Source organism: Streptomyces durocortorensis, from assembly GCF_031760065.1.
GTDB lineage: Bacteria > Actinomycetota > Actinomycetes > Streptomycetales > Streptomycetaceae > Streptomyces.
Genome location: NZ_CP134500.1, coordinates 63,791 through 83,890, shown reverse-complemented (window position 1 = coordinate 83,890; position 20,100 = coordinate 63,791). Strand labels below are relative to the sequence as shown.

At 73.0% G+C, this 20,100-nt stretch carries 10 protein-coding genes; 7 read left to right on the top strand and 3 right to left on the bottom strand.

Features of this window, described 5'->3' with window-relative positions:
- Positions 1 to 60 precede the first annotated feature (60 nt).
- The gene (locus tag RI138_RS00345; protein WP_311118236.1) at positions 61 to 924 is read left to right on the top strand and encodes an alpha/beta hydrolase; all 864 of its coding nucleotides are present in this window, start codon (positions 61 to 63) and stop codon (positions 922 to 924) included.
- The gene (gene fabI, locus RI138_RS00340; protein ID WP_311118235.1) at positions 921 to 1,700 is read left to right on the top strand and encodes an enoyl-ACP reductase FabI; all 780 of its coding nucleotides are present in this window, start codon (positions 921 to 923) and stop codon (positions 1,698 to 1,700) included. Before RI138_RS00345 ends, fabI begins: the two co-directional genes overlap by 4 nt.
- A gap of 71 nt (positions 1,701 to 1,771) precedes the next feature.
- On the opposite strand, the gene RI138_RS00335 is transcribed toward fabI, so the two are convergent.
- A complete protein-coding gene (locus tag RI138_RS00335; protein ID WP_311118234.1) occupies positions 1,772 to 2,416 on the bottom strand; it encodes a TetR/AcrR family transcriptional regulator in 645 nt (214 codons plus the stop codon).
- Positions 2,417 to 2,595: 179 nt separating this feature from the next.
- Here RI138_RS00335 and RI138_RS00330 point away from each other — a divergent pair, with 179 nt between their 5' ends.
- From RI138_RS00330 to RI138_RS00315, 4 genes are all read left to right on the top strand, one after another.
- Entirely contained in the window at positions 2,596 to 4,329 is a 1,734-nt protein-coding gene (locus tag RI138_RS00330; RefSeq protein ID WP_311118233.1) for a fatty acyl-AMP ligase, read from the top strand.
- 200 nt (positions 4,330 to 4,529) lie between these two features.
- Entirely contained in the window at positions 4,530 to 13,592 is a 9,063-nt protein-coding gene (locus RI138_RS00325) for an SDR family NAD(P)-dependent oxidoreductase (protein ID WP_311118232.1), read from the top strand.
- Between the two features lie 35 nt (positions 13,593 to 13,627).
- Positions 13,628 to 16,261, top strand: a complete 2,634-nt coding sequence (locus RI138_RS00320; protein WP_311118231.1) for a thioester reductase domain-containing protein — start codon at positions 13,628 to 13,630, stop codon at positions 16,259 to 16,261.
- Complete coding sequence (locus RI138_RS00315; protein WP_311118230.1) at positions 16,258 to 17,337, top strand: alpha/beta hydrolase; 1,080 nt, start codon at positions 16,258 to 16,260, stop codon at positions 17,335 to 17,337. The genes RI138_RS00320 and RI138_RS00315 overlap by 4 nt, the downstream gene beginning before the upstream one ends.
- Before the next feature lie 141 nt (positions 17,338 to 17,478).
- Here RI138_RS00315 and RI138_RS00310 read toward each other — a convergent pair whose 3' ends face one another.
- A complete protein-coding gene (locus RI138_RS00310; RefSeq protein ID WP_311118229.1) occupies positions 17,479 to 18,372 on the bottom strand; it encodes an alpha/beta fold hydrolase in 894 nt (297 codons plus the stop codon).
- A 98-nt stretch (positions 18,373 to 18,470) separates the two neighbouring features.
- Between RI138_RS00310 and RI138_RS00305 the strand changes: the two genes are divergently transcribed.
- A complete protein-coding gene (locus tag RI138_RS00305; protein WP_311118228.1) occupies positions 18,471 to 18,905 on the top strand; it encodes a hypothetical protein in 435 nt (144 codons plus the stop codon).
- 203 nt (positions 18,906 to 19,108) lie between these two features.
- On the opposite strand, the gene RI138_RS00300 is transcribed toward RI138_RS00305, so the two are convergent.
- Positions 19,109 to 20,074, bottom strand: a complete 966-nt coding sequence (locus RI138_RS00300) for a MerR family transcriptional regulator (RefSeq protein WP_311118227.1) — start codon at positions 20,072 to 20,074, stop codon at positions 19,109 to 19,111.
- Positions 20,075 to 20,100 lie beyond the last annotated feature (26 nt).

Sequence of the window (20,100 nt, the reverse complement as noted above, 5' to 3'; positions counted from 1 at the left end):
ATGTGAGCGAACGATCGTGCTAATATCTCGGCCGTTCGCGATCGATCTGGAGGGTGTGGAATGGATCCCGCTACGGCAGCCGCAGACGTGGCCCTGAGCGACCGGGGTGAGCAGTTGTTCGACCTCTTTCGGCGGCCTCAGGGCCGCAGCAGGCCCAGGCCCGACGAGCGGAGCGTCATGGAGCGCGCCCGGACGAGCGAACTGACCGTCAATGGCGAGGTGGCGGTCGTCCACCGGTGGGGCGACGGTGAGCGTCCGGTGCTCCTCATCCACGGCTGGGAGTCGCGCGCGTCGCGCTACGCGAAGGCCGTCGACCGGCTGCTGGAGCTGGGCTTCAGTCCGGTGGTGTTCGACGCGCCCGGCCACGGAGAGGCCACCGGCGAGACCGCCACCATGCTGGACTACCTCGACATCATCACCGAACTCCACCGAGTGCACGGCGAGTTCGAGGCCATCGTGGCGCACTCCTTCGGTGCCACGGCGACCTTCGTCGCCCTTCAGGAAGGGGTGCGCGCCCGTCGGGTCGTGGCGATCAGCGCGGTCCCCGACTTCGCCTACCTGGTGGACGCGTTCACCGTCGGGCTGAACCTCGAACCGCACCTCGACGCGGAGGTGCGGGGCCGCCTGGAGAGGCAGGTGTACCCGGGGGAGGCGGACATGTGGTCCCGCTTCTCGGTCTTCCGCGGCTCCGGAAACGTGACGGTTCCGCTCCTGGTCATCCACGACGAGGACGACACCATGGTCGATGTCGGCCAGGGGAGGCGCATCGCCGAGGCCTTCGGCGACCGGGCCCGGCTGGTCGTCACGCGCAGGCTGGGGCACCAGCGCATCCTGGGCGCGCCCCAAGTCGTCCAGGAGATAGCGGACTTCGTCACGGCGGGCGAGGGCGTGCGGGAGCGGAAGGCCGAGGTGGCGGCGCGATGAGCGGGATACTCACGGGTAAGCGGATTCTGGTGACCGGGGTGCTGATGGAGTCCTCCATCGCCTTCCACACCGCCCGGATCGCCCAGGAGCAGGGCGCCGAGGTGGTGCTCACCGGGTACGGCCGGCTCGGTCTGGTCGAACGCATCGCCAGGCGGTTGCCCCGGCCTGCGCCGCTGATCGAACTCGACGTCCAGGACAAGGGGCACCTGGAGAGCCTCGCGGGCCGGATCAGGGAGAGCGTCGGCCCGGACGCCCGGCTCGACGGGGTGGTGCACTCCATCGCCTTCGCCCCGCAGGACGCGCTCGGGGGCAACTTCCTCCAGGCCGGGTGGGACTCCGTCGCCACGGCCGTCGAGGTGTCCGCGTACTCCCTGAAGGCCCTGGCCGTGGCGGCCCTGCCCCTCATGGAGGAGCGCGGCGGGTCGATCGTGGGCCTGGACTTCGATGCGCAGGTCGCCTGGCCCGCGTACGACTGGATGGGGGTGGCCAAGGCCGCCCTCGAATCCACCTCGCGCTATGTCGCCCGGGATCTCGGGCCGCACGGCATCCGCTGCAACCTGGTGGCCGCCGGGCCGATCAAGACGATGGCGGCCAAGTCCATCCCGGGGTTCGAGACGTTCCGCGAGGTGTGGAACACCCGGGCCCCCATCGGCTGGGACCTGTCCGATCCGGAGCCCGCGGCCCGTGCGGTCGTCGCGCTGCTCTCGGACTGGTTCCCCCGTACGACGGGCGAGATCGTCCATGTCGACGGAGGGGTGCACGCCATCGGGGCGTGACACCGTCCTTCGGCGGCAGTCGGCGAGGGCTTCGTTTCCGGGTCCTCGCCGACCGCGTGACGGCCGTCGTGTCAGGGGGAGCCGGGGACCAGGGACGGGTCGGTCGCCACCCCGCGCAGACGGTTGAGGATGGCCTTGGCCGCCTTGTCGTAGCTGCTGAACTCGTTGTGCAGGACGGACTCGGCGTTGGCCATCTCCATGAGCGCGGCGAGCTCGAACACGAGCTGGGGCACGTCGGCCTCCGCGTCGATCTCGCCCGCCACCTGCGCGTCCCGCACGGACTGTTCGAGGAACGTGACCCAGTTGGTGCGTGCCGCCGCGAGGATGTCGTGGACCTTGCCCTGCCGGGCGTCGTACTCGGCCGAGACCGAGTAGAAGAAGCAGCCACCCGGGAACACCCGCTGCCGGGAGTAGTCGAGCCAGCCGTCGCACACCCGCCACAGGTGGCCGATCCCCGGCGGCAGATCGCGGGCCGGCTGGACGACATGCTCCAGGTAGACCTTGATGGCGGCCCGGACCGTGGCGAGCTGGAGGTCCTCCTTGGAGCCGAACAGGGCGAACACCCCGCTCTTGCTGAGCTTCAGCTCGGTCGCGAGCTGTCCCAGGGAGAGGCCTTCCAGGCCATCGACGGAGGCGATGTCCACGGCGCGCTTGAGGATCAGTTGACGCGTCTGGTTCCCGCGCGCGATCCGCCCGTCGGTGTGTGTCGCTGCCATGTCTGCCTACCCTTCCTGGGCCGGACCCTCGTGGTGCCGTGCAAGGTTCAGTGTACTGAGAAAGTAGACGACTGTGCGTTCAGTGTGTGAGAGTATAAGTGTGCGAACGGTCGTGCGATAAGATTACCGTCCGTTCCGTTCACCGCCGGTACGCCGTGCAATGGGGGAGGGACCAACCGATGCCCGAATCGGCTCGCTCGATGGTCGACGTACTGCTGACGCAGGCGTCGCTGCACCCCGAGAAGATCGCCTTCCGCTTCCTGGCCGACGGGGACTGCGACGGCGAGGTCCAGGAATGGACCTACGGCCACCTGGCCCGGCGCTCCCGGGCCATCGGCGGCCATCTGCAGGAGCAGGGCCTCGCCGGAACCCGGGCGATCCTGCTCCATCCGCCCGGCCTGGAGTTCATCGGCACCTATCTGGGCTGCCTGGCTGCCGCCGTCGTGGCGGTACCCGGCCTGCCGCCCCAGGGCCGCAAGCAGAGCCAACGGGCCGTCGCCCGGGTACGGCGACTGATCGCCGACGCGGACGCCACGGTGATCCTGGGCAGCAAACAGGTGATCGCCGAGCTCGGCGCGACGGCCGAACACCTCCCGGAGCTGGACACCGCCCTCTGCATCGCCACGGAGGACATCCCCGACGAGGCGGAGGCCGCCTGGCGCCCGCCCGCCATCGCACCGGACTCGCTGGCCTTCCTCCAGTACACCTCGGGCTCCACCTCCGCCCCGCGCGGAGTGATGGTGAGCCACGCGAACCTGATGGACAATCAGCGCGTCCTGTCCCGGGGCATGGGCCACACCCCCGAGACGGTCGAGGAGTGGGGCGGGGAGCTCTACGTCAGCTGGCTTCCCGTCCACCACGACCTCGGCCTCATCGCCCCGGTGCTGAACAACCTCTTCCTGGGCGGGACATCCACCCTCTTCTCCCCGCTGCACTTCCTGCAGAAGCCCGAGCGCTGGCTGACGGCGCTGTCGCGGTACCGGGCGCACACCAGCGGCGGGCCCAACTTCGCGTACGAACTCTGTCTGCGCGACGCCACGCCCGGGCTGCTCGAAGGCCTCGATCTGAGCCGGTGGCGGGTGGCGCTGAACGCGGCCGAGCCGGTACGGGCCGCGACGCTGCGGCGGTTCGCGGACACCTTCGCCCCGGCCGGGTTCCGCCGAGAGGCACTGCACCCCGGCTACGGCCTCGCGGAGGCGACGCTGATGGTGAGCGGCGGACCGGTCGGCCTGGAGCCGATGACGGCCCCGCGGCCCGGTGAGCGAACGGAGACGGGCAGCGAGCTGGTCAGCTGCGGCCCGCCCGGCGCCGGCCTCACCGTGGTCATCGCCGACGACGAGCAACAGGAGTGCCCCGAGGGCGGGATCGGGGAGGTGTGGGTCGCCGGGCCGAGCGTCACCCAGGGGTACTGGCGCAACGCGCGGGCGACCCGCGAGGCGTTCCGGGCCTCCCTGAAGGACGGCCGGGGCGGCTTCCTGCGCACGGGCGACCTGGGCTTCCTCCGAGGTGGGGAGCTGTACATCACCGGTCGGCTCAAGGACCTGCTCGTGATCGACGGGCGCAACCACTACCCCCAGGACCTGGAACTGTCGGCGGAGACGGCCCACCGGGCGATCCGCCCGGGCTGCATCGCCGCGTTCTCGGTCGACGGCGGGACCGACGGCGAACACCCGGTCGTCGTCGCCGAGACGACAGCGACGACCCGCCCCGAGTGCGCCGAGGTCGAGGCGGCGATCCGCGGTGCGGTCGGAGAGGCCCACGGGCTGTCACTGCGGCAGGCCGTCCTGATCCGTCCCGGGACCCTCCCCAAGACCTCCAGCGGCAAGATCCAGCGCAAGGCCTGCCGGGCTGCCTACCTCGACGGCACGCTCGCGACGGTCGCGGAAGCCCAGCCGCCCGCCGCCACGAGCTGACCGGAATCCCGGCCCGGAGACCCGGTCGCGCCCCGGCACCGTACGCCGGCGCCCGCCGCGCGATGCCCGGCCCCGTTCACGGAGGACCGACGCTGCACGGCCCCGCCCACGGAGGACCAGAACGGACCGGCGGCGCACGGCCCGCCGACCGGGCGCGAAGAAGAATCCCCAGACCCCAGCCTGCGGAGACGGTTGCCCTCATGCCCGCGAAGAAGCCCATCGAGACCCCGCCCGCACCGCCCCGGGCCGCCACGCCCGAAAGGATCGAGGCCTGGCTGACCCAGGCCGTCGCCGCCGCGGCCGGTCTCGAAGAGACACAGGTCGAACGGGACCGGCCGATGGCCGACTTCGGCCTCGGATCACGGGAACTGGTGACGCTGGGCGTACGGCTCTCCGAGGAACTCGGCCGGCCCCTGAGTCCGACACTCGTCTACGACCACCCCACCGTGGCCTCGATCGCCCGGGCGGCCGCGAGCGTCGACGCCCCGGACCTGCCGCCTCCGTCGGCAGCCAGGGGCTCCGCCCCGCACAGCCCCTCCGCCACGACGACGTCCGGCTCACGCGAGCGGGAACCGGGGGCATCGCCGGTGTCCGGCCCACCGGAGCGGGACACGGGGGCACCGCCGGAAACCGACGCGGTGGCGGTCCTCTCGATGGCCTGCCGCTTCCCCGGTGCCGAGGACCCGCAGGCTCTGTGGCGGCGGCTGGCCGCCGGCGCGGACCTCGTCTCCGACGCCCCCGGCGACCGCTGGGACACCGAGGCACTCCTGGACCCCGACCCGGACGCCCCGGGCAAGGCGTACTCGCTGCGCGGCGGATACCTGAACGCCATCGACGGCTTCGACGCGGAGTTCTTCGGCATCCCGCCCCAGGAGGCGGCCGCGATGGACCCCCAGCAGCGTCTGCTGCTTCAGACCGCCTGGGAGGCGGTCGAACGGGCGGGAATCCTGCCCGCGTCACTGAACGGCAGTGCCACCGGCGTCTACATCGGCCTCTACCAGAGCGGCTATCTGGGCGCGGCCGGGATGGAGCAACTGGACGGGTACGTCGGCACCGGCACGGTTTCCAGCGTGGCCTCCGGCCGCATCGCCTACCACCTCGGCCTCCAGGGCCCCGCCATCACCGTCGACACCGCCTGCTCCTCCTCGCTCGTCGCACTGCACCTGGCCGCACAGGCACTGCTCGACGGCACCTGCGACCTGGCTCTGGCCGGGGGCGCGACGCTGATGGTCAGTCCGCGCGGCCACGTCGAGTTCAGCAGACTCCGCGGCCTGTCGGCGTCCGGCCGGTGCCGCCCCTTCGCCCAGGACGCCGACGGCGTGGTCTGGGGCGAGGGCAGCGGCCTGGTCCTGCTGAAACGGCTGAGCGAGGCCCGCCGCGACGGCGACCGGGTGCTCGCGGTCGTCAAGGGCTCCGCCGCCAACCAGGACGGCCGCAGCCAGGGGCTCAGCGCCCCCAGCGGCCCCGCCCAGGAACGCGTCGTCCGGGCCGCGCTCAAGGCCGCGGGCCTGCGCCCCGAAGAGATGGACTACGTCGAGGCGCACGGCACCGGCACGCCACTGGGCGACCCCATCGAGGGCACGGCCCTGGCCCGGGTCTTCGGCCCCGGCCGCCCCGCCGACCGGCCGCTCGCCGTGGGGTCGCTGAAGTCCAACATCGGCCACACACAGGCCGCGGCGGGCATCGCGGGCGTCATCAAGACGGTGCTGTCGTTGCAGCACGAGCGGATCCCGGCCTCCCTGAACGCCGAGACCCCGACCGGGCAGATCGACTGGGAGGGCGGCGGCCTGGAACTGTGCACCCGCCCACGCCCCTGGCCACGCGGCCCACGGCCCCGCCGGGCGGGGGTGAGCGCCTACGGAATCAGCGGTACCAACGTCCACGTGGTGCTGGAAGAGGCCCCGGAGGAACGGTTGGCCGAACCGGCTTCCGGGAGGCCGGCCGACGCGGCGTCCGGGCGAACGGCCGACGCGGTTCTCGGGGGAGCGGCCGACGCGGCTTCCGGGCGAGCAGCCGCTCCGGCGTCCGAACAACCGCCCGCACCGGCCGCCGAAGAAGCGCACGGCATGGCCGCCGGACGCGTGGACGCCTCGGCCACGGGTCCAGCGCCCGCACCGGCTTCCGGCCAACCGCCCGCCGCGGCCGCCGGACAAGCCCCCACCCCCGAGCGCCCCATCACCCTCTTCCCGCTGTCGGCCCGCACCCTGCCCGCGCTGTACGGGCAGGCGGACCGGCTCCTCGGCGCGCTGTCCGCCGACCCAGCACTGCCGTTGCCCGACGTCGCCCGCACCCTGGCCCACCGCCGTACCCACTTCGAGCGGCGTGCGGTGCTCGTGGCACGGGAGCGCGAGGAGTTGCTGACCGGACTGCGCGCGCTGGCCGCCGGGCAGGCGTCGCCGGAGCTCGTCGTGGGGCCCAGGCAGGCGCGAACCGAGGGCAAAGTGGCCTTCGTCTTCCCCGGCCAGGGGACGCAGTGGGCGGGCATGGCGCGCGATCTGCTGGAGGCGTCCCCGCTGTTCGCCGACGAGATCGACCGCTGTGACGCCGCTCTGCGCCCGCACACCGGCTGGTCCGTCCTGGCGGTGCTCCGCGGCGACGCGGGCGCGCCGTCCCTGGACCGCGTCGATGTCGTGCAACCCGCGCTGTTCGCCGTCATGGTGGCGCTCGCGGCGGTGTGGCGGTCCCGTGGGGTGCGGCCGGACGCTGTGGTCGGCCACAGCCAGGGCGAGGCCGCCGCGGCCTGCGTCGCCGGGGCGCTCAGCCTCAACGACGCCGCCGCAGTGATCGCGACGCGCGCCCAGGCCCTCACGACGATCGCCGGGACGGGCGGGACGGCCGTGGTGGCCCTGTCCCGGGCGGACGTCGAGGCCCGTCTCGACGCGTGGGGCGGCCGCCTGTCCGTCGCCGCGGTGAACAGCTCCACCTCGACCGTGGTGTCCGGCGATGCGGAGGACCTGGAGGCACTGCTCGCCGAGCTGGAGGGCGAGCGGATCTTCGCCCGAAAGGTGAAGATCGACTACGCCTCGCACAGCGCCCAGGTCGCCCCTGTACGCACGTCGCTCCTAGACGACCTGGAAGGCATCGAGACCCGACCCACGGACGTCGCCTGGTACTCCACCGTCCTGGCCGAACGCGTCTCGGGCGAGCCGCTGGACGCCGCGTACTGGTACCGCAATCTGCGCGAACCCGTCCGCTACGCCGCCACCGTCGAGCGCATGGCGGCCGACGGCTACCGCCACTTCGTCGAACTCAGCCCGCACCCGGCCCTCATCACCGCCACCCGGGCCGTCGCCGAGGAGACCGGCCACGACCTGATCGCCGTCGGCTCCCTGAAGCGCGGCGAGGACGGACCCGGCTGCCTGGACCGGGCCGCCGCCGAACTGCACACCGCCGGCGGCAGGATCAGCTGGCCGCGCCTCGTGCCCGACGGACCCTGGGCGGACCTGCCGACCTACGCATGGTCCGAACGGCGCCACTGGACCGACACCGCGCCCACCGGGCCCCACGGGACACCTCTCGTCGACGTCCACGTCGAGTCCAGCGACGTACCGGACCGGCACCTGTTCGACACCCGTATCGACCTGCGTGACCGGCGTTCGTCCTATCTGTCGGACCACCGGGTCGCCGGGGCCGTCTGGCTGCCCGCGGCCGCCTTCCTGGAGATGGCCCTCGAAGCGGTGTCGGTGCTCCAGGCCGCGTCGGACGTCCAACTGCACGACGTGGCGTTCGAGCGGCCGCTCCAGCTGACGGACGACGTCCCCGTACAGCTCCAGCTGGTCCTGCAACCCGCCGACGAACACGGTGTCCGGCCCTTCGGTATCGCCTCGCGACCGGCCGGCGACCGGCGAGCACCCTGGGTCCGGCACGTCGGCGGCCGCGTCGTCCCCGCCACCGGCGAACCCGGACACGAGCCGGCCATGACCCCGGCCGGGCTACGGGAGGACTGCGCCCGAGAGGCGGACGTGACCGACGCCTACGCGGCCCTCGCGGCGCTCGGCATCGACTACGGCCCGGCCTTCCGCATGCTGGAGGGGGGCTGGGGCGGGCCGTCGGGGGCGCTGGGCAGGCTGGCGCGGACACCCCGCGCGGGGCATCTGGTGCACCCGGTCCTCATCGACGCGGCCCTGCACACCGCGGCCCTGGTGGGGGACGCCCTCAAGGGCAGGGCCTTCGTGCCGCGCAGGGCCGGGCGGCTGCGCCTCACCGGCCTGCGTACCGCGCCCGTCTGGTCGGCATGCCGCCTGCGCGCCGTGGACGACGACGCCGTCACCCTGGACGTCCGGCTCCTCGACGAGAACGAACAACTGCTCCTGGAGATCGAGGGGGTCGAGCTCGCCGCGCTGTCCACCCTGGACGGAGCGCTCTTCGAGGTGCGCTGGCAGCCCCGCCCCGCCGCACAGGGACAGCCGTCACAGAGCCAGTCGGCACAGGGACAGCCGTCACAGACGCAGTCCGCACAGGGACAGCCCGCACAGGGACAGCCCGCACGGGAACAGTCCGCGCACGAACAGCCCGTCCCGGGCAGCTGGCTGATCCTGGCCGACGACACGGGCGTGGCCGACGGCCTTTCCCGCCGCCTCGGCGCCACCCCGCACGTGATCGCCCGCAAGGGCGGCGCCTACACCGTCGAGGCACCCGGACGGTACACCGTCGACCCGGGAGACCCGCAGCACTTCCCGCGGCTCCTCGACGAGGCCTTCGCCGAGGGACCGCCCGCGCGGGTGGTCCATCTCTTCGCCCTGGACGCCCCGGCCGTCGAATCGGCCGGGACGGCCGCGGAAGCCGCCCTGCTCTGCTCCGTCAGCACCCTGAACCTGGTGCGGGCGCTCTCCGGACGCGCGTACCACCCGTCCCCACGACTCTTCCTGATCACCCGGGGCAGCCAAGCAGCCGGTGGAAGCACGGAGGTGACGCACCCCCAGCAGGCCATCGGCTGGGGCTTCGGCACCGCCGTCGCCCAGGAGCACCCGGAACTGAACACCACTCTCGTCGACCTCCCGCCCCACGGAGGCGAGGACGCGCTGTGGACCCAGCTGCGGCACGCGGACGACGAACACCTCGTGGCCCTGCGCGACAACGGCCGTCTCGTACCGCGCCTCGTGCACACCGGTCCCGACCAGGCAGGGAGCGGAACGGTCCGCCGCGACGGAACGTATCTGATCACCGGCGGACTCGGCGGTCTCGGCCGGGTCGTCGCCGAACGCCTGGCGGGCCAAGGGGCAGGGCAGCTCGCCCTGCTGAGCCGCAGCGCACCCGACGCGGCCGCGACACGCTGGATCGAGAGCCTGCGCCGGCGCGGAACCGCCGTCCGGCTCGTACGGGCCGACGTCGCCGACCGTGGCGGACTGCGGGCCGCCCTCGACGCCCTCCGCGCGGACTGCGGCCCCGTGACCGGGGTCATCCACACCGCGGGCGTGCTCGACGACGCCACCCTGCACCACCTGACCCCGGAGCGCATCCGGCGCGTGATGGCCCCCAAGGTGCTCGGCACCGTACTGCTCACGGAGCTGGTCCCCGAAGCGGAGACCACGGTCCTGTTCTCCTCGGCCGCCGGGCTGCTCGGCTCGGCCGGACAGAGCCCCTACTCCGCGGCCAACGCCTTCATGGACGCCTGGGCGCACCACCTCTCCCTCGTCCGCCGGCCCGCCCTCAGCCTCGACTGGGGGACCTGGGCCGACATCGGCATGGTCGCCGGATCGGCGAAGCGCACCGCCGCGGCCAGCGGTTCGGGCCTCGTCCCGTTCTCCCCGCAGCAGGGCGGCGAGATGTTCGACCGGGTGCTGTCCACCGCTCGCCGCCAGCTCGTGCCCCTCGCCCTCGACCGGGATGCCCTCGCCCGCGACCCGGACGAGGTGCGGACCCGCCCCCTCCTGCATGGCCTTGTCGCCGCACCCGTGGCCGCCGAGGCCGCCGCAGGAGTGCTCGGCGAGGTACTGGCAGCCCGGACGGACACGGAGCGGACCGGCCTCCTGGAATCCCATGTACGGGCAACGGTGGCCGAGTTGACCGGGCGCGGCGCCGACGAGGTCGCCGCGACCGAGGGCCTGAAGGAGATCGGGCTCGACTCCCTGATGATCGTCCGCCTGCGCAACACCCTCGGCCGTGACCTCGGTGTGGAACTGTCCGCGTCCGCCGTGTTCTCGGCGGCCGACATCCGCGGTCTCGCCGAGGAACTGCACACCGCGCTGTCCGCGCGGAACTCCGCCGCGGAGCCCGCCACCGGCCACACCTCCGGGAGCCGCCCCACATCGGACACCGGCCGTGGACGCCCCACGTCGGACACCGGCCTCGGACGCCCGGCGTCGGGCACAGACCCGGAGACCGACCCGCACACACACGACGTCGAGCTGAGGCCCGCCACCCGCGACGTCGTCCGGCTCCTGCGCGCGGCCCAGCACGGCACTCCGAGCGCCGCGCACACGATCGGCCTCGCGTTCCGGCTCACCGAGCCGACCACCCGCGCCCGGCTCACGGACATCCTCACCCGCCTCGCGGGGCGGCACGCCGCACTGCGTACCTCCATCGTCAACGACACCGGCTCCGACCGGCGGATGAGAACCGAGAGGGCCCCGGCCCGTTCCCCGCTCCGATGGTCGAACCTGGCGCCCGACGCCGAGCTGGACGCAGGGCACCGGCTGAGTGAACTGCTCGGCGCACCCTTCGACGTAACGACCGCACCCTTGTGGCGGTTCGAGCTGATCGACGGCGCCGAAGCGGGACAGACACTGCTCCTCGGAGCCCATCACGCGGTCAGCGATCTGCAGTCGCTCCTGATCGTCGCCGCCGAGATCGACGCCGAGCTGTCGGGTACACCCCTCGGGGAGGGGGTCTCCAACCGTGACATCGACCTGCTGCTGGAGGCACAGCCCACGTCCCCGCGCCCGTCGCGCGCCTCGGCGGGGCCGCCGGATGCGGCCGCCCGGCGGGAGGAGTTCGCCGGAAGCCGCCGTCTCGACCTGACGCTCACACACCCCCGCCCGGCCGTACGGTCGTTCCGGGCGGGCAGCCTCACCCTGGCGATACCCGAAGGACTCATGCCGCGTGTGTCGTCCCGGGCGCGACAGCTCGGGATCACCCCGGCCGCCTTCTCCCTGGGCGTACTGACGGTGCTGCTCGCCCGCAAGCAGCAGCGCGACCGGTTCGTGCTGGCCGTCCCGGTGGACACCCGCATCCATGTCGACGCCCCCGGTGCCGTCGGCTTCTTCGGAGTGCCCGTGCCCTTCCCCGCGCAGGCCACGGCGGGGGAGCGGATCGAGGAGGTGCTGCGCCGCACCGACAGTCGGCTCGACCGGGTGCTGGCGAAGGGCGCCATGTTCTCCGACACCCTGGCCGTGCTCGCCGAGCAGGGGCTGCACCGGGAGAACGCTCCGATGGTCGAGGTCTACTTCAACTACATCCGGTCCTCTGCGAAACTCGACGCCCTGGAGATCCTTCCGGTCGGGACGGGGCACTCCGACCTCGACCTCATGATCATCATGACGCCGGACGCCGGTCAGCTCCGCTTCGACCACAACCTCGACATCATCGAAGAGGCGGCCTGCGCCGCGCTCGCCGCCGACTTCCTCCAGCTCCTGGAGGAGGTGGCCGACGACCCGGCCGCCCCGGTCCGGCCGGAGCACCCGGCGGCGGGTACGAGCGTGACCGCGACCGCCCCGCCGCCCGCCCGGCCCCGTACGCTCCCCGTCGCGGCGACCTTCGCCCTGGGAGACCTCCCCCTGCTCTGCGCGGCGGCCTGGGCCGCAGACCCCGCCGACGGGACGCCGAGCACCCCGCCCCAGGTCGTCGAGGCGCCCTACCACCAGGTGCTGGCGAGTCTCAAGGACCCGTCCGGGGTGTTCGCCGACCCCTCGGCGGAGATCGGGACCGTCCTGGTGCGGGCGGTCGACCTGGAACGGTTCGGGCCGGTGAGCGAGGAACTGCTCGACGAACTCCGCACGGCCTATCCGGACGCCCTGCGAGCCCTGTCGGAGCGGACGCGGCTGCCGCTGATCGTCGGGTTCCTGCCGTCCGGACGGCGTGAGGCCCGGTACGAGCGGTGGGAGCGGGATGTCGCCGCCGTGCTCTCGGACCTGCCCGGGATCGCGGTCCTGCGCCCCGAGGACTGGACCCGCCACCATGTCGTCGAGGAGCGGTTCGACGAGCGTACGGACACGCTGGCCCACCTGCCGTTCACCCCCGAGTTCCAGGCGGCCGTCGCCCTCACGCTCGCCGAGACCGCCGCGACGGTCCGCCGTACCCCGCCGAAGGTGATCGCGGTGGACGGCGACGAGACGTTGTGGAGCGGAGTGGCGGGGGAGAGCGGACCGGAGGGCGTGGACCTCGGCGGAGCCCGGGCGCTCCTGGCCCGGAGACTGCTGCGGTGGCGCGCCGCCGGGACCCTGCTGGTCCTGATCAGCAACAACGACGAAGCCACCGTACGGGCCGTCCTGGAGCGTCCCGACAGCGTGCTGCGGGCGGAACACTTCAGCGTGCTTGACGCCGGATGGGGCCGCAAAGCCGACCGCCTGGAGGCGGCCGCCCGGACCATGAACCTGGGTCCGGACAGCTTCCTCTTCCTCGACGACAACCCGGCGGAGATCGCCGCCATGCGGTCCGCACTGCCCGAGGTGCTCTCCGTGACCTGCCCGGCGGCCGGCGAACTCGAACCGTTCCTGGCCCGGCTGTGGCCCCTGATACCCGCTGCGGCCACGGCCGAGGACGGGCTGCGCGCGGACTTCTACCGCCAGGAGCGGGCCCGCGACGCGGCCCGGGAACAGGCCGGGTTCGAGGAGTTCCTCGAACAGCTGGAGCTGGAGCTCGACATCCGTCCGCTGGCCGAGCCGGACACGCAGCGGGCGGCCCAGCTCATCCGGCGTACCAACCAGTTCACGCTGCGCGAGCGGTCGGCCGACGGCGGCGACCTTCAGCGGTGGCGGGAGGACGGCGAGGTCTGGACCGTCGCGGCCCGCGACCGGTTCGGCGACTACGGCCAGATCGGCCTGCTGGCGCTGCGTCAGGAAGCCTCCCGCCTGGACGTCCTGGCCTGGCTGCTCAGTTGCCGCGTGCTCGGCCGCGGCGTGGAGGAGCGGCTGCTCCAGTGGCTGGCCGACCGTGCCGAGACCCTCGGCCGCGCCACCGTGCGGCTGACGGCGGAGCCCACCCCTCGCAACCTTCCGGCCCGGCGCCTGATCGCGGCGCTCGGCGGCGGAGCCCCGGACGACCCGGGCATCGAGGCCGAGACGACTCCGCGGCAGCTGCGGGCGTTCCGGTCCTGGCGGCAGTGATGACGGAAGGCAGCCCACACCGTGAGAGGCACACCATGGGGGAACTGAACGAGGACACGCCGGCCCGCCGCCCGGGCACCGGGCAGCAGCGGACCGGCGAGCGGGCCGAGAGTGGCGGAGGCCCGCTCAGCGTGGCCGACCTGCTGGCCAGAGTCAGACCGGGGGCACAACCGGCGGACGCGGCGGACCGGGCGGGCCAGGAGGACCCGGTGCAGCCTCCGGCGGTCGGCGGCACTGGGGAGACGGAGCGGCTGGCCGGGGCCATCACCGCCGAGGCGGCCCGTCTGCTGCCGGGCGCGGAGATGGCACCCGACACCGACTTCTTCGACGCGGGCGGTACGTCGGTCGACGCCGTGGCGCTCGTGGTGAAGCTGTCCCGGGACCTCGGCCTGGAGCTGAGCCTCGACGACGTGTTCGCCGACGCCCGGCCCCGACGCCTGGCCGAACGAGCGCTCCGGACGAACGGAATCCGGCCGCAGGCCGAGCCGATGCGGCCTGAGCGAGCGGGAGCGCAGTCGGCGGAGCGAGACGCACAGCCGGTACGGATACCGGCGGACCGAGCCGAACCGCCGACGTCCGACGAAGCGTCGCCGGCGGTCCCGGCGGACCGAGCCGAATCGTCGGAGTCCGACGAAGCGTCGCTGCCGGTCCCGCCCGAGCGTGCCGCACCACCGCCATCGCCCGAGCGAGCCGCCCTGCCCGTACCGGTGGAGCCGGCCAAGCTGCCTGTGCCTGCGTCCCCTGTGCCTGTGTCGGCGTCTGTGCCGCGCGCGGTGCAGGCCAGGAACACCACCCTCCCCGCCCCCGCGTCCGCGCCGACCGGAGCCGACGAGGATCTGGAGCTGATCCTCGCCGACCTGGCCCGCGCCGACGGCCTGCCCTGGGTGCGTCGGCCGGAGCCCGCCGTGCCCCGCACGGTCCTGCTGACCGGGGCGACCGGGTTCCTCGGTGGCCACATGCTGCTCGATCTGCTGCGGCACAGCGAAGCGCACGTGTACTGCCTGGTGCGGGCCGCCGACGAGCAGGAAGGCACCCGGCGCCTCGGCGAGGCGCTCAAGCGCTTCGCCCTGCCGTGGTCCGGGGAGATCCGCAGACGCGTGACGGTCGTACCGGGGGACATCCGGCAGCCGCATCTCGGGCTGCCGGACGAACGCTGGGAGGCGCTGGCCGAGGGACTGGACGCCGTGGTGAGCGTGGCCGCGGCGGTCGACTTCCTGCGCGGCTACCGGTCGTTGCGCGCCAGCAACGTGCTCGGACCGCTGACGCTCGCGGAACTGGCGGCCGCCGGACGGCCCAAGCCCCTGCACCACATCTCCTCCATCGCGGTCTTCAACGAGGTCGGCATCGAGTCCATGGGGGAGGACGACCCCGTCGCCCACATCGACGCCCTGGTCGCCGGATACGACAAGTCGAAGTGGGCCGCCGAGGCGGTCCTGCGGCGGGCCCGGGAGCACGGGTTGGCCGTCACGCTGCTGCGCCCGGGAGGCATCGGCGGCCACACCAGGACCGGGGCGAGCAACCCCCAGGACCTCAGCAGCGGCATGATGTCGGTGTTCAGCCGGTTCCGTACGGTCCCCGCGTTCAGGTTTCTCAACGCCGCCCCGGTGGACTGGGTGAGCCGGGTGGCGGTGGCCGCGATCTGCGAACCCGAAGCCTGGGGCCGGACCTACCACCTCAGCGGCACGCCGAACTCCCTGGCGGACGTCGTCCACGACATGCGGTTCGGCGGCATGAACGTACGGGTCCAGGGCTGGGAGGAGTGGCGGAGCGACGTCGTGGCCCGGCTCCGGGCCGACCCCGTCCCCGAACTCCAATTCCTGGCGAGGGTCCTGGCGAGCCCCACCGCCGCGAAGCTCTGCGAGGCGTCCCTGACGGCGCCCGCGGCCACCGCCGAGCGCACCGACGCGTTCGTGGCCGAACAGAATCTGCCGGCCTCGACCCGCTACGGCATGCAGGAGCAGCTGAGGACCTTCGAGAAGCTGGCCCGGGACGGTCTCGCCCGGCTCCCGGCCCGCACCGACCAGCCCTATCTGTGGTTCCCCGAGACCATGGAAGGGGCTCTGGGCCGGGTCGGGGGCGCCGCGCGCACCCCGTGCTCGGCGGCGTTCACCCTGTCCATCGCCGGTATGTACCAGCTGGCCGAGGAGCGCCGGGTGGACGTCCGCGGGGAGATCTCCTGCCCGCTGCTGCACCCGGACCCCCTTGTGGTCGAGCACGGCGACCTGTGGGTCCGCCCCGAGGATGGCATCCCGCTCGACCACGGCCTGCGGCACCCGTTGCTGCGCTACCGGCTGCGGCTGTGCGACGGCGACGGCGGCCGGTGGTGGCTGGAGGGCCGGAAGTTCGCCCGGGCGCGGCGCGACCTGTGGCGGCAGACACGCGCGTTGACCGTGGAGATCGGCCGCGAGGGTGAACCAGCCACGCTGCACGGCGAGATCGTCGTTCCCACCGACAGCTACCTGCGGGACCAGATCGACGGCATCCGCGTCGATCCCCGCCTGTCCGGCCAGGAGAAGCGGCTCGCGAAGATGACCTGGCTCACCTGGTTCGGCCTGGAGATCGGCCGCGGGATGGCAGGCCCGTTCGCCCGGGTCGGCGCGGACCTGCTCGACCTGCGCCGGACCCCGACCCCGCCCCCAGCCCCGACCCCGAGGGAGCGCAAGCGATGACCCTGCGGCCTCTGTACGCGCGCCTCGACGGAGCGCACATCGAGGAGACACCCTTCCGGGCGGACGACGGCCTGCGGCTGGGGCTCACCAGGGTCCGGCCCGGCGTCCGCGAGGACCGGCCCGCGGTGCTGCTCCTGCACGGCCACACCGCGTCCTCGGACATGTTCCTGCTGCCCGAGACCCGCAACATGGTCGAGGTCCTGCTCGACGACGGATACGAGCCGTGGCTGCTCGACTGGCGGGGCAGCTGCCGACTCCCGTGGAACGAGACCGGCCGCCGGTACACGTACGACGACGTGGCCCTCTACGACATCCCCGCCGCGGTCAGGCACATCCGCCGGGAGATCGGCGGCCGGCCGCTGTTCGCCGTTGCCCACTGCATCGGCGCGCTCTCGCTGTCGATGAGCATGGCCGCCGGGCTGGTGCCGGGTCTCGCGGGCGTGGTGGCGCAAGGGGTGTTCCTGACGCCCAAGCTGGCCGGCCGGACGTCGCTGAAGATGACGATGGCAGGTGAACTGCTCCGGTCCCGCTTCGACCACATCCCGGTGGACTTCCGCAAGGTCGGGTTCTGGTCGCGCTACACGCCGCTGTTCGCCCTGGCGTCCAGAGGCGCCGACTGCCCCGACCCGACCTGCCAGATCCTGTGCAACTCAGCCTGGGGCGTGGGTGCTTCGCTGTACGTGCACGACAATCTGCACGACACCACCCACGACCGGCTGGCCCAGCTCCTCGGCCCGGCCCCGCTGTGGATCCTGCCGCATCTGCGACGGGTCGCCCTGGCCCGCAGCATGGTGCGCTGGCACCAGAACGACGACCGCTACCGGGCACTGCCCGAGAACGCCCTGGACCACGCCGACCGGATCGACTGCCCCGTGCTGCTGATCTCCGGCAGCGAGAACGGCATGTGGCTGGACTCCCAGAAGCTCTGCTACCAGGTCCTCACGGCCCGTCAGCCGCAACTGGACGTGCGGTACACGGAGATCCCCGGCTACGGCCACCTCGACGCGTTCATCGGACGGGGCGCCGCGCTGGACGTGTTCGGGCACATCCTGGAGTTCCTCGACGAACACAGGTGACGACGCGCGACTGGACCCCGGAGGCCGAGGAGCCCTCCGGGGTCCAGTCGCGCGTAGAGCTGGGGAGACGGGAGAAGGGGAAGAACGGGAGACGCGAGCAAGCGGGTGCCGGGAGGTCCGGCACGCGTCGCCCAGGGCGCCTCAGGGGGTCGCGGCAGCCTCGGTGCCCGCCTCGGCGGCCCGGTCCGGCCCTTGCGCGACGAAGTCCAGGACGGTCCGGACGACATCGGGGTCGCCCAGGATCCGACGGTGCCCGAGGGTGCTCGTCACGACGAGCCGAGCCTGATCGCCGAACGCACCGGCGAGCCGGTGCCCCTGTTCCACCAGGATCCTGGGGTCGTCCTCGTCGTGCACGACCAGGAGAGGCATGTCCAGGGCCGTGACCGCGTTCACCGCGGAGAACGGCCGCTCCTCGACCGGCAGGACGGAGAAGAGGTTCTCCCCGACGCGCTCGCGCAGCAGCGCCTTGAGCTGGGGGCGCAGGGGGACGGCGGCACAGAACTCCTCGATCAGATACTCGAAGTCGCAGACCCCGCTGATGGTGGCGATCCGCTTCGCCTTCACCCCGTGCGCCAAGGAGAAGATCGAGCCCAGGGCGCCGAGCGAGTGCGCGACCACGGCCTCGAACTCACCGTACTGCTCGTGGAGTTCGGTGAGGATGTGGCGGTACTCCAGGATGGTGGTGCTGCGGCCGCTCGCGTCGCCGTGACCGGGCGCGTCGAAGGTGATGACGCTGTAGCCGCGTTCCAGAAGCCCGGGAACGAAGTCGGCGAACCGCGAGCCGCGCGACTGCCAGCCGTGCACCAGGAGCACGGGCCTCTCGCCGTTGCCCCAGCGGTAGACCACCGCTGACTTGCCGCTGACCTTCAGCCGTGTGGTCTCCGCCGTGCCGAACAGCTCCCGTTCGCTCGTCCGCATCCTGCTCCGGGCGAGCGGCATGTGGAAAAGGGCGTAGGCGCCCGCGCCCGCAAGCCGTCCCGAGACTCGGGAGGCGATGTTGAGCGCGGTGCTGGCAAGTGCCTCGGTGCGAGCCATGCTCGGAACTCCTCGGTCGGCATCAGGAGCGTGATATGTTAGCACGAACGGACGTGCTTTTATAAGAGCCGCAGCCGGCCACTCACGAGGGGAACGCCATGTCGGCCACCATCTGGTTCACGCCATGGAAGCCCGGCCCGGCAGGGGAGCCCGCGTCCGGGGGCTCAGCGGACGGCGAGGCCGTCGTGAGCGTCACCGAATTCACCCCGCACCGCCCGTGGACGGCGCCGGGCGTCACCGTCGCGGGAATCGCCCTGCGGCAGGTCTGGCAGGACCTCGAAGGCGCGGTCGGCCTCTGGCTGTGGGCGGACCCCCATCCGCTGCGCCCGCGCTCGGGCTCCGTCTCCGTGTGGCGGGCCGAACGAGACCTCTACGCCTTTGTGGCCCGTAAGGACCACGGGAGGATCATGCGCTCCTACCGGGACCGGGGGAGTATGCGCTCGACCACCTGGCGGACCGAGCACTTCGACCGGGACGCCACCGAGGAAGCCGCACGTTCGCTGCTCTCGGGCCGCTCCGCCTGGCCGGCCTGACCCCCTCGGCGGCTGAGAGTCCCTGTGAGGCTGAGGGCCTTGTGCGGATGGCGGCTGAGGGTCGCATACGGCGGAGGCGCCCTTGTGCGGATGAACGGCTGAGGGTCGCATACGGCGGAGGCCCTGGTACGGATGAACGGATGAGGGCCTTGTGCGGCGGAGGGGACGCCGGAGCCCGACGCTCCGCCGATGGCGCGCCCGCCCTACCCGCCCGTCTCCCTCACCTGTACGTCCAGGGCGTCGAGCAGCCAGTCGTGCGCGGACCCCGAAGTCGGTTCGGGACGGCCGCCGGGAGTGCTGATCACCTCGGCGGTCAGCTCCCAGTACCGGTCGATGCGCGGATCGGCCGCGAGCCGGCCCGCCAGAACGCGGCGGAAGCCCGGACTGTCGTGGGTGCCGTACGTGCTCGCGTACGCGTCCACGAAACCGTCCAGCGCCTCACCGGGCGCGGGCTTGGCACCCCGCCGCATCGCCCCGCCCGCCAGCCCGTACGCCTCGGCCAGCCCCGCGTACAGCACCGCCGACGCACGGGCCCCCGCGCCGCGGTGCGCCCGGGGCTGGCAGGGGCCGCTGCCGCGGTCCCCGCACGGACGGGTCACGAAGGCGTGCAGCCGGGCGAAGGCGAGGACCTGCGCCGGCCGGGGGCCCTCGGGCGGCTGCGGCACCGCCGCCTCCAGGAACGTGCTGACGGACCGGGCGGGCATCCGGGGCGGCAGCCACGCACGCCAGAAACGGGCCAGGGGCGCGGTGCTCGGCGGGGCTGCGACCGCCCCCACCAGCCGCAGCCGGGCGGCCCGCTCGGCGGCCGGGCACTCCTGCACCAGCCGGAGCGCGGCCTCCCGCCAGCGCAACGCCGCGAGCTCGGAGCCCAGGGCACGCAGCCGACCGGCCACGGCGTCCTCCAGAACGCTCCCCGCCCCGTCCTGTTCATCCTGCTGTCCGTCAAGGACGCGGCGCACGTCGCGAAGCGCCAGGTCGAGGCCGCGCAGGGAGCGGATCATACTCAGCCGCTCCACGGCCTCCGGAGCGTACCTGCGGTGCCCGCCCCCACTGCGGGACGCCTCCGGCAGCAGTCCGCTGTCCGAATAGAAACGGACGGTCTTGACGCTGACGCCCGCGTGCTCGGCCAGTTCGCCGATGCTGCACAGGCCGTCGTACGACGAGAACACTTGAACCTCCCTCAGGGGGAGTTCCT